This window comes from Pedobacter sp. 22163 (assembly GCF_052045595.1).
Taxonomy (GTDB): Bacteria; Bacteroidota; Bacteroidia; order Sphingobacteriales; family Sphingobacteriaceae; genus Pedobacter.
The window spans coordinates 197,170-208,050 of sequence record NZ_JBQEPM010000002.1; the positions used below are offsets into that span (position 1 = coordinate 197,170).

Below are 10,881 nucleotides of genomic sequence, written 5' to 3' on the forward strand. Positions count from 1 at the left end.
AAATTTAATCAATAGCATAACTTAAAGTAAATTTGATTCCATTTCTAAGCACATAACGCCTTGCTGTGGGCGCTACATAACTCATGTCGAACTGAAAAGTTTTTACTTTTAAACCAAGGCCAACCGAAACATGTTGTCTGTTCCCCTTGTCGGGATCTTCGTAAAAATATCCCGTACGGAGAAAAAACTGGTTCATGTAGGCAAACTCCATCCCGCCGGCAATGGTAAACTCTGATATTTCTTCTCTAAAACCGCCTGGAGCATCAAAAAAAGAAGTAAACAGCGCACTGGGAACGCTTCTGGTTGGATCTTTTCCCTTTTCAATTTCATTTGTTGTTATTCCATTTGCATCCACTTTATATCTTGGTGGAGAGGGAACCATTAATTTATTTACATCTACAAGAAAGGTCAGGCTGTTTGATTTGTTTTTTAACAGGGTGTACCCGCCTCCAATACGTAAATTCATGGGTAGAAATGATTCAACTGTAGCACCTGAAGAGTATTTTAATTTAGTACCAATGTTGGTTAGGCTCAGGCCCCAGGCATAACGCGAATTATTTAATGTTTTTTCTGAGTATACGCTAATATCAGCTGCATAGGCATTAACAGGGTTTACCTGCAAACCATTAAATGTTCCATTGCCCAGGTCGCTCCTGATAAAACGACCGGTTAATGCAATGGCAAGATTTTCTCCGAATTTTCTGGAGTACGTGCCATCGATAGCAAACTCATTGGCATTGTATTGCTGCAGAAGTCCACCGTTTTCATCACGGAAATTAATGTTACCCTGATCAAAATATCTTAGTGAAACGCCGATTACTTCTTTATCATTTAACTGATGGTAGGCATTTAAATTACCTAGATGGAGGTTTTTGTCAATCTCCATCATCCAAGGCACATAAGAAACACTTACACCTGTTTTATTTGCGAACGAAAGTTTTGCACCATTAATAAAATTAGAATTTGCATCGCTGGTTAATCCGGTTCCTGCCTCGCCAACACCTGAGTTCCGTGCATCGGGACTAATTAATAAAAATGCAGCGCCGGTTGTTACCGTACTATATTGATTTTGAAGCTGAGCCTTTGCATAATTGACCAAACAAAGCAAAATCAGTACAGCCGATGCAGTTTTGATAAGCGTTTTCATGGAGGTATTTTAGATGGTTAGCAATAAAGTTTATTGGATGATAAGTTTTTCAGAGAATGTACGGTAGTTGACATAAAGTACAACATGGTAGCTTCCTGAAGCTAGTCCGTTTAATGGCATTATATATTCGATTTTTCCGGCTAAACTTTTTACTGAGCTGGAGTGCACAATTTGACCGGCGTTGTTAACCAAATTGATGATCACTTTGCCATCGGTTAATAAGTCGAAATCTATTTTTGTTTTTCCAATGGCCGGATTGGGATAAACCCGCATATTACCAACTGCATTGGGAACAAAGTTAGAAACGGTAATTTCTGGCTGCTGGAAGCCCTGGGTAAGCATAATACCAGCATTTTGGAGTGTGAGGGTGGCTACTTCGCCAATGGTAAACTGAACCAATGTATTGCCCACCGGAGCACTGCCACCTGTACTGGCTACTACACTGCGGGTAAGCGCGGCCTGACCATAAGATTTAAATAAGCACAGGGAAAAAATTAAAGAGCATAAAAGTATCTTTTTCATAGAGCGCAGGAAAGTTATTTAGTTAGGTTTTATAGAATTAGCATTCTATAAATTCAACCATAATTTCACCGCCCAATAGGTAGAAAGGATGAGTGTTAATGGATGACCGCTACAAATTGACATAAATCAATCAATTAATTCAATACGCTTTTTACGGTATTTTTTTTATGAACAGCGCTTATTATAAGCCTAGAAATGCCTTGTTTTCCAAAGCATATTTAACCAGCAATGCAGTATTGTTTAAATTGAGTTTGTAAAAAATATTCTTACGGTGCGTGTCAACTGTTCTGGTGCTTAAAAAAAGCAGATCGGCAATTTCGGCATTGGTATTGCCCTCAACAATGAGACTAACAATTTCAAGCTCGCGGGAGGAGAGGATGTGTTTATTCTTTTTGCCCGGATATTTATTATCGCATAAAAATTCTTCGAGGATATCTTCCAGGCCGTCTGATACATAGTACGCTCCCTGATAAACGTAATCAATTGCCTTAAATAGGTTTTTATCATCTGTATCTTTAAAAAGGAAACCTTTGGCGCCGGCTTCGAGCATATTCAGCACATTTCTTTTATCATTAAGCATGGACAGTATGATTACCTTGATTTCTGGATAATCTGATTCGATAATTTTAAGGGTTTGATAACCGTTTAAAACCGGCATATTGATGTCTAACAGTATTACATCCGGCCTTTCATTTTTAACAAGATCGATCACTTCAGCTCCATTATTGGCTACTGCGATTACTTTAAAATCTTTCCTTACGGCCAAAATAAGTTTTAGCCCGTTAATTAACACGTTATGATCATCTGCGATTAGTAGCTTAATCATTAATTCTTTGTTTTAAAATCCGTTTTAGGTTAAGTGTAATGGTAACGGCAACGCCTCTTCCAATTGCAGTATCGGTATTCAATTCTGCCTTTATAGCATGGATGTGTGCTTCAATATTAAATAGGCCATAACCTCTTTTTGCGGTTTGAGAATCGTATCCCTTGCCGTCATCTTCGTAAAGCAAAATCAGCTTTTCGTGGCGGTTGATAATTACGATATGAATATTTTTTGCTTCAGCATGTTTTATGGTGTTGTAAATTAATTCCTGGCAAATCCTGTAAATGGCATACTCAGGCGTACTTTTAAGTGCGACGATAAAGCCCGAATAATCAAAATGGATTTTTATAATGCCTAATTTGTTGATGCTATCGATAAGATCTTCCAATGCAGTAATCAAGCCATTTTCGTCGAGCGTTTTAGGACTTAAATTAATCAAAGTTGTTCTGAGCATACTCACGGAAGAATCAATGTATTCTGTTGATAATTTACGGAGTTCGCCACCATCGATCATTTTATTAATGTCGCCAGCTAAAAGGTAATGCTTTAACGAGGATAACTTTAACCCTAATTCATCATGGAGATAATTGGCTATTCTTTCTCTGTCCGTTTTTTGAAAGTTGATCATTTGACGTAATTGCAGCATCTGACGATGTTTAACCCATCTTAAATAAATAAAGAGTGTGAGCAGTGAAATGATCGTTAAGCTAACAATAAACAGCGCAATAAACCAGTTCTTTTGCCAAAAAGGAGCGTTGATTACTATGGTTAAAATAGTTTTTTTATTACTGTAAACATCTGTGAGTACAAGTTTGAAATTGCCGGGCGGCATATTTGGAAACCGGATGCTATTGCTGCCCAAAACACTAACCTTTTTGTTGTCATAGCCAATCATTTGGTAAACTATTTTTCTGTGTGTAGGGTTAATGAAATCCATCGTACTGAAAGCAATTGTGATGGTGTTTTCATCATGGTGCAGTTTTAAGCTTTTGGCTGTAATCGGGTTGCCAATGCCCTGATGGATCTGGTCATTGATCAGAATGTCGGTAATCTGGGGTTTGGAATGACTGGTATAAACATTCGGTTTTTTTGGATCTATCACATTAATCCCATTGATCCCCCCAAAGGCCAATAGCCCATTTTTAAGTAATGCAGCAGCGTTAGGATTAAAAACCATGCTCTGTAGCCCATCACTAATGTTATAACGGGTTTGATTATTGCTTTTTGTATTGTAGAAATACAGACCATTGCTGGTTGCTACCCACAGGTTTTTATATTGATCTGCTAAAACACTGCGGCAGTTTAGATCTGCCAATGCCAATTTTTCTATGGCATTTGTAGTTGGGTTGAATTTTAAAAGCCCCGAGGTTGTAGCCAGGTAAATAGCTTTGTCAACTGTAATGCTGCCATTTATACCATAAGGCGATCTGGTAATTTCTTTAATGAAAACAAATTTTCCGGCTGTTAATTGCGCAAGATATATGGATGTATAATAGGTTTGGATGATGACCTGATTATTCTTCGTAGGTATTATCCGCTGTATATTGGGCCATAATACTGCATGGTTAATGCCCTGATCCATTTCAAAATATAACACGTTTTCTGGTTTAATGATAACCCTGGCTACACCATATTCGGTAGCAGCAAATAAATCAGGGCCTATTTTTGAAATCTGGTTGATCTGAACCTTTCCGTTTAACTTTTCTGAAAACTTTATTTTAAATGGATTGAATTTTTGCTTTTGGATATCGTAAATAAAAAAAAGACCATTATAAAGTCCAGTTAAAATATTGCCATTATCTAGCTCAATGAGTTGGGCAATTCCGTGGTTTAAAAATTCATGTTTAAGTGGTTTTGTTAAATCTGTACGATAGATAAGCAAGCCGGCATTCTTTGTTCCGCACCAGTATTGACCATTTTTAGGCTGTAAGATTACACTTACATCGTTTTCGGAATTAGCATAAACATCATCCTTATCAAGATACCGTGAAAAAATTACTTTATTTAAATTGGTATAATCGAGGCCATAACCATTAATGCCCACGAACAGGTTCTGTTTTTGATCGATGTAAATTTTTCGGATATAATTGCCTGATAGGCTAAACGAATTATCAGACTGGTGGTTATACTCAGCAAAAAACTTTTTCGTTCCTAAATCGAACAAAAGTAAGCCATTTCTTCTGGTACCTACAATAAGCCAAGGTTTGTTGGGGTATTTTGCGATGGCCGTTATAGAAAGGTTACTGCTCGTTTTACAGCTATTGAAACGCTCATGCTGTTTGGTTTTTATATTTAGTTTTATCAATCCCTTATCGCTGGCAAGCCAGAGCAAACTGTCGGATGCAAAATATACATCTTCAATATGACTATTGAGGTTTTCATTGGTGCTGTTCATAAAAAACTCCTGATGTTGCTGCCCCTTAACATCATCGGCCTTGTTGATATAAATGCCTTTTACACCTCTGCTAACAAACCAATCCAGCTTATTGTAGAATGGAGCCGGACTAAAAAGATATCCATTAGAATAGGTTGTTACATATTGAGTAGTATTTCCTTTATTGCTGTATTTATAAACATTACCAGCAAGATATACCCAAAGATCTTGCTGTTTATCTATATAAAAGGGGAAAGCGTAGTAGTTTTCGTTCAGTTTTATCCTTTTTCCGAAATCGTACCGTTTAAAATTATCTTTTACCCGATAATATTTCACCAGGTTGCGCTGCGAGCCGATAATCAGATCGCCATTTCTTTCTTCAATAATGTTGGTGATGTAATTTCCCGGAAAAGGGTCTGCGTTATTTTTCCTTTTATAGGTGATACAGGTTTTACCATCAAAACGGTTCAACCCATTTTCAGTGCCAATCCATAAAAATCCGTCTTTATCGGTATGTAATGTCCGTATTGTCGGGTCGCTTAAACCATCTTCAAGGGTAAGGTGCTTAAATAATAAGCTAGGTTCTCTTTGAGCGGAAACAGAAAGATGTAAGAAGCTAAAACAGCAGATACAGTATAACCTTCTTATCAAAATAAATCTGAAAAAAGGAATAACAAAGCGCATGAGATGTTAATATGGGATGATTTAAATTTAAATATATAAAAATATAATTAACTGAATCGATCGACTTCTATGAACTTTTATTTAACAACCAGACAAAAAAACGCTATGTTTGTACCTTTATTTTTAATAAGTCTAAATAGTATTTAATCCTTGTTTCATGAAGATAATCTTTACCCACACGGCATTATGCCTTTTTTTCTTTTTGTTTCTCTCATACAGTGCTTCTGCGCAACAGACCGCAAAATTGCAGGGATATGTACGTGATAGTCAGGGAAACCCACTTCCTGGTGCTACCATCAGTGTTGAGAATACAAAATTAACAACCTCAACAAATAACAAAGGTTACTACAAGTTAATCGTGGGCCAGGGCAAGTTAATTTTACATTTCAATTTCATCGGTTATAGACAATCGGTCAAAACAATCGAAATCAGTGGGGATACAGATGAAAATGTTGTTCTGGCCGAATCAAATTCGGATCTTCAGCAGGTAGAAATTACCGGGCGTAAAGAAAAAGCCTATAAAACCAAGGCTACCTTTATTGGTAAGATTGAAAATGAACTCAAAGACATTCCTCAATCTGTTTCCTATGCCAGTAAGGAATTGATTGCCGATCAGGGTCTGATGCGCGTTGGTGAGGTGGTGAAAAACTTTAGCGGGGTAAATCAATTCAGTTTTTATGATGACTTAACCATCCGTGGCTTTCGTGTAAACGGGCAGAGCAATACCCAGTTGCTGAACGGACTAAGGACAAGTACAGGTTTCTGGAAACAGTCGCTCGCCAATTATCTGGAAAGGGTTGAAGTGCTAAAAGGTCCGTCTTCTGCACTTTTTGGAAACGCAAGCCCAGGTGGTGTGGTAAACCGGGTAACCAAAAAGCCGCTTGATGAAACCAGAAGATCCATCAGTTTGACGATGGGAAGTTTCAACACATTCCGCGGGCTTGCCGATTTTACCGGACCGGCGTCTAAAGACAGCACATTGCTTTACCGCTTAAATCTTGGCTATGAAAATGCAGAAACTTTCAGGGATTTAATGTTTGACAGGAACTTTGTTATAGCGCCTTCGCTTACATTTGTCCCGTCTGAAAAAACGAGGATAAACTTTGATCTGGTATATACCGATTCAAAAAGCAGGCTTGACAGGGGGCAGCCGATTTTTGGAAGTTTTGATTTAAATTCGACCCCTCAGTCCTTATCCCTGAATACCACAAATGATTACCTGAACGAACTAACCTATAATGCAACTATCTCCATTACCCATAAGATCAGCGATGTATTGAGCCTGAATGCTTCATACCTTAAAACAGGATATTCGGAAGATCTGAATGAGCACCGTACTTCCAATTCTTATGGTGTTGATGGCAATGGCGCTGTGATCAATAATCTCGCAGGAATGAATGTTCAGATCAGAAAACGCAAGCGTTTTATTGATAACTTCTCGGGGTATGTAAACTACACACCTAAAACCGGGCCGGTATCACATAAGATCGTAGCAGGTTATGATTTTGGGAGTGAAAAAACACCTGTAGGCGGTTCGCAGATGACAGCGAGTGGTTATAGAAATGCAGCGAATAACGGCTCTATCCCTACCTATGTGGTCGCCAATAAGGACAGGTATCTCTTTGATGCTGCAGGAAATCCAGTGCCCAATGTTCCGCACTTTAACCTGAATGATCCGTTGTCATCTCAAAGAATGCAGGATGACAGCAAACTTTTCTTTGCTCAATCTGTAGTTGCCCCAGCATATTATTATCTTAACTCAGGGTATATTCAGGATCAGTTAAAAATTGGTGGGCTGCAGGTTTTACTTGGAGTGCGTTACGAATACTATACTGATTTTGCCAATTATAAAACGCAAACCGAGGCGAAAGCCAATTCACATGCCTGGCTACCACGATTGGGTGCAGTGTACACTATTAATTCAAATATCAATTTTTATGGAAGTTACGTTGAGGGATACAATCCTCAGACTTCTGCAACCATATCAAACCCAAATGCAGGTGGGCCATTCGATCCCTTGAAAAGCAATATGATCGAATTTGGTGCAAAAACCAGCTGGCTCAGGGATCAACTAAGCATTACCGCCGCTGTGTATCAGATTAAGCAGACCGGAGCGCTATATGCAACGCCTGGAGTGATTGATGTATTAAGGCAGATAGGGAATGAGCAGTCACGAGGTTTCGAAGTTGATGTGGTTGGAAAAATTATGCCGAACTGGAATGTAATTGCATCATATTCATATAACAGGGCAAAGATTCTTGAAAGCGGTACTGTAGGTGAAGTTGGATTGCAAAAGCCCAATGCACCCAAAAATACCGCGAATTTATGGACCCGTTATAATTTCATTAATGGAGCAGCCAAAGGTTTTGGTATAGCGTTAGGAATAAATTATATGGACAAAAGAAACCTGAACTATGATGCAAAATTTTCTGCTGAAAATCAGATTACCATACCATCTTTCACGCTTCTTAATGCCGGGCTGTTCTATAATATCGGCAAACTCCAGCTTCAGCTAAATGCAAATAACATCGGCAATAAAAAACATTGGGTGGGCGGATACGATTACCTACGGTTATTTCCGGGGCAGCCAGAGAACTATATGCTAACGGTTGGATATTCATTTTAATGGCCAAAAGTAAATTCAAAAAGATTATCGGCTGGCTCCATCTTTGGATAGGGCTGGTAACGGGAGTTGTTGTAGTGGTTGTATCCATCACGGGATGCATTTATGTATTCAATGAGGAGATATTTAATACCGTTAACCGGGATTTTGTTTATGTTCAGAAAGCTGGCCAGCCGAAACCGGTTTCTGAATTGCTTGCCATTGCTCAACAAGCGGTTGGCCCCGGCAAAGTCCTCTCAAATGTGAAGATTTCAGCAGACAACAAAAGCTATGTGTTTTCTGGTTTTAAGGTTAATAAAAAGGAAAAGATCAATCTTTGGTACTTTAGCCAGTTTGAGTATTTAAATGATGTTTATGTGAATCAGTACACAGGAAAGGTTCTTGGCATAATTGATGTCCGTTATGAATTTTTCAATATCGTTGAGCAGCTGCACAGACAGTTGTTATTGGTAAAACCGATCGGAAGTCTTATAGTAGGTTCCTGCATTCTTCTATTTCTTTTGATGCTGATCAGCGGTTTTATCCTTTGGCTGCCAAAAAACTACAAGCAGTTTAAAAAAAGTATTACAATCAAATGGAATGCAAAATGGAAACGGGTAAATTACGATCTGCATAATTCATTGGGGTTTTATGTTCTGCCAGTGGCGATGCTTATTGCAATTACAGGTTTGGTATGGTCGTTCAAATGGTGGGAAACCGGCATTTATAAACTTTTGGGAGACAAGGGGAAGGTCGGTTTTGCGAGGACATTGCCTACAATCAATGTTCGTGATTCGACATTAAACAAGATTGACCTCATCCATTATGACCTGGTAAAAAAACTAAAAGGCGACTGGTCGGAGATCGGAATCGGCATCCCAACTAAAACCAATAAGGTTTCGACCTCATTTGTTAGTATTGAGAGCAATAAGGATGGCTGGCGGGGTGTTAGTTATTATTTTTATGACGGTAGGACTGGAAAGATAATCGATGTTTTACCACATTCACAAAAAACGCTGGGCATGAAATGGAGAAATTCAAATCTTCCGATGCATACAGGTAGAATATATGGTCTGGGCACACAGCTATTGGCTTTTTTTGCTGCTTTGATCTGTGCTTCCCTTCCGATTTCGGGGTTTCTGATCTGGTTGGGGAAAAGGAGGAAAAAGCCTAAGTCTTCGCTCAAGATGGGTTTGAATGCTTAAAAATGGACGTTAAATCTGATCTTGAACCATGATATTTTTATCTAATATTTCAGATAGAAAAAATAAAGTTTTTTGACTTATGAGATTAGAGATGGCATTTCTTTTTGAAAAGCCTGATCCGTTAAATCTCGCTCCTGTGGCTGCATCGTTCAGAAATATCAAATCGAGTTCCCTTAAGAACTGGATGAATATCCCCTTAAACATATGGGGGCTATTGTCATCTTTCACAAAGTTAGATTTTGAAACCAAATTAACATTTTCAGTCACACATACTCTTCTTGATAAATCCAAGTTGTCTAAAAAACCTATCCTTGTTAAGTAATCTGGGGAATGGAATAGCCGACTATATTTTTCAAATGTTAAACGCTTTATTTCAACCAATTCATCGATAAAATTGGATAGCGACTTATATCGTCTACACTGCTTTGCGATTAAAAGACGTTCTTCATCCATTATTTTTTCTAGAACACAGATCACCAGCTCGTCTTTGTTTTTAAAATACCAATATAGAGATGGAATACTCACCCTTAAGGATTTGGCTATATCTTTAAGGGGAGTTTTTTCAATTCCAAAATGTAAAAAAAGCTGTATAGCGGCATCTGTTATCGTACTTCGATTTAACATATCATATAAATTTCGTAAGGATATCCAACAACACTAACTAAACTATTTTCATTTCTGGCTTGCCAGCGCTTTTTTAATCTTCATCATAATATCATCAGGAACAAAATTTGGAAGTTTGGTGTTAAACCAGTTTTGAAAACCCACAACTTTTTTCCCGTTTCCTTCTAATAGGTGCTTCACGCCTTGGATTGCCACATCTTTTGGATGCATCGGTTTGGTTTTGTGCAAATTGGTAGTCTGCATTTCAGATGTGGTAAACCCAGTATCCACCGTTCCGGGATAAAGGGACAGAACGTCAACCCCAGTACCTTCCAATTCAGCATCGAGTGTTTCACTAAACGCCTTTACGAAAGCTTTGGTTGCAGAATAAACAGAAAAATATGGCATCGGTAAAAATGAAACCACAGAGCCTACATTCATAATTCTACCAGATTTTCGGCTTACCATATCTTGTGCAAAAAGCTTGCTTAATACCACTAAACTGGAAATATTTAATTGGATCATACTCAATTCTACTTCCAATGATGTTTCAGTAAAACTACCATAGTTGCCTATGCCTGCATTATTTACCAGATGAGTTACCAATAAGTTTTCATTTTTAACTTTTTTGTACAGCTCCTTAGCAACATTTGCATCAGAGAGGTCTGCAGCGAAATATTTAACAAGATTGCCATGCTTTTCCGTTAGCTCTGCCTGCATTTGCTGCAATTTGTTCTCTGTACGGGCAACCAAGATCAGGTTCAACCCTTTAGCTGCCAATTCATTCGCCATTTCGTAGCCAATTCCTGAGGAAGCACCGGTAATTAATATGTATTCTTTCATCTTTAGTAAAATTTATGTGAGTAATTTTAATTTTTAAGTATGCGGTTAATCAGGTTAATCAAGAACAGCCTCAATTCC

General features: G+C 38.2%; 8 protein-coding genes. 2 read left to right on the top strand and 6 right to left on the bottom strand.

From position 1 onward, the window contains the following. Window positions 1-4: 4 nt before the first annotated feature. From porV to ACTJKN_RS05420, 4 genes are all read right to left on the bottom strand, one after another. Window positions 5-1,147, bottom strand: coding sequence for a type IX secretion system outer membrane channel protein PorV (porV, locus tag ACTJKN_RS05405; protein WP_440823340.1), 1,143 nt, complete (start codon window positions 1,145-1,147; stop codon window positions 5-7). 30 nt (window positions 1,148-1,177) lie between these two features. Further along, the gene (locus tag ACTJKN_RS05410; protein WP_440823341.1) at window positions 1,178-1,669 is read right to left on the bottom strand and encodes a T9SS type A sorting domain-containing protein; all 492 of its coding nucleotides are present in this window, start codon (window positions 1,667-1,669) and stop codon (window positions 1,178-1,180) included. A 181-nt stretch (window positions 1,670-1,850) separates the two neighbouring features. Next, window positions 1,851-2,495: a response regulator gene (locus ACTJKN_RS05415; protein WP_440823342.1), complete on the bottom strand. Its 645-nt coding sequence runs from the start codon at window positions 2,493-2,495 to the stop codon at window positions 1,851-1,853. Beyond that, on the bottom strand, window positions 2,488-5,517 hold the full coding sequence (locus ACTJKN_RS05420) for a ligand-binding sensor domain-containing protein (protein ID WP_440823343.1): 3,030 nt from the start codon (window positions 5,515-5,517) through the stop codon (window positions 2,488-2,490). The genes ACTJKN_RS05415 and ACTJKN_RS05420 overlap by 8 nt, the downstream gene beginning before the upstream one ends. A gap of 190 nt (window positions 5,518-5,707) precedes the next feature. Between ACTJKN_RS05420 and ACTJKN_RS05425 the strand changes: the two genes are divergently transcribed. Beyond that, window positions 5,708-8,176, top strand: coding sequence for a TonB-dependent receptor domain-containing protein (locus tag ACTJKN_RS05425; protein ID WP_440823344.1), 2,469 nt, complete (start codon window positions 5,708-5,710; stop codon window positions 8,174-8,176). Further along, window positions 8,176-9,357, top strand: coding sequence for a PepSY-associated TM helix domain-containing protein (locus ACTJKN_RS05430; protein ID WP_440823345.1), 1,182 nt, complete (start codon window positions 8,176-8,178; stop codon window positions 9,355-9,357). The genes ACTJKN_RS05425 and ACTJKN_RS05430 overlap by 1 nt, the downstream gene beginning before the upstream one ends. A gap of 9 nt (window positions 9,358-9,366) precedes the next feature. Here the strand turns inward: ACTJKN_RS05430 and ACTJKN_RS05435 are convergent, their stop codons facing one another. Together ACTJKN_RS05435 and ACTJKN_RS05440 are read right to left on the bottom strand one after the other, a co-directional pair. Continuing rightward, window positions 9,367-9,981, bottom strand: coding sequence for a TetR/AcrR family transcriptional regulator (locus tag ACTJKN_RS05435; protein WP_440823346.1), 615 nt, complete (start codon window positions 9,979-9,981; stop codon window positions 9,367-9,369). A 48-nt stretch (window positions 9,982-10,029) separates the two neighbouring features. Beyond that, window positions 10,030-10,803: an SDR family NAD(P)-dependent oxidoreductase gene (locus ACTJKN_RS05440; RefSeq protein ID WP_440823347.1), complete on the bottom strand. Its 774-nt coding sequence runs from the start codon at window positions 10,801-10,803 to the stop codon at window positions 10,030-10,032. Window positions 10,804-10,881 lie beyond the last annotated feature (78 nt).

Excerpts from the sequence above, each read along its gene's own strand:
- ACTJKN_RS05440 (WP_440823347.1), bottom strand. The coding sequence starts at position 10,803 with ATGAAAGAATACATATTAATTACCGGTGCTTCCTCAGGAATTGGCTAC.
- ACTJKN_RS05415 (WP_440823342.1), bottom strand. The coding sequence starts at position 2,495 with ATGATTAAGCTACTAATCGCAGATGATCATAACGTGTTAATTAACGGG.
- porV (WP_440823340.1), bottom strand. The coding sequence starts at position 1,147 with ATGAAAACGCTTATCAAAACTGCATCGGCTGTACTGATTTTGCTTTGT.
- ACTJKN_RS05430 (WP_440823345.1), top strand. The coding sequence starts at position 8,176 with ATGGCCAAAAGTAAATTCAAAAAGATTATCGGCTGGCTCCATCTTTGG.
- ACTJKN_RS05410 (WP_440823341.1), bottom strand. The coding sequence starts at position 1,669 with ATGAAAAAGATACTTTTATGCTCTTTAATTTTTTCCCTGTGCTTATTT.
- ACTJKN_RS05425 (WP_440823344.1), top strand. The coding sequence starts at position 5,708 with ATGAAGATAATCTTTACCCACACGGCATTATGCCTTTTTTTCTTTTTG.
- ACTJKN_RS05435 (WP_440823346.1), bottom strand. The coding sequence starts at position 9,981 with ATGTTAAATCGAAGTACGATAACAGATGCCGCTATACAGCTTTTTTTA.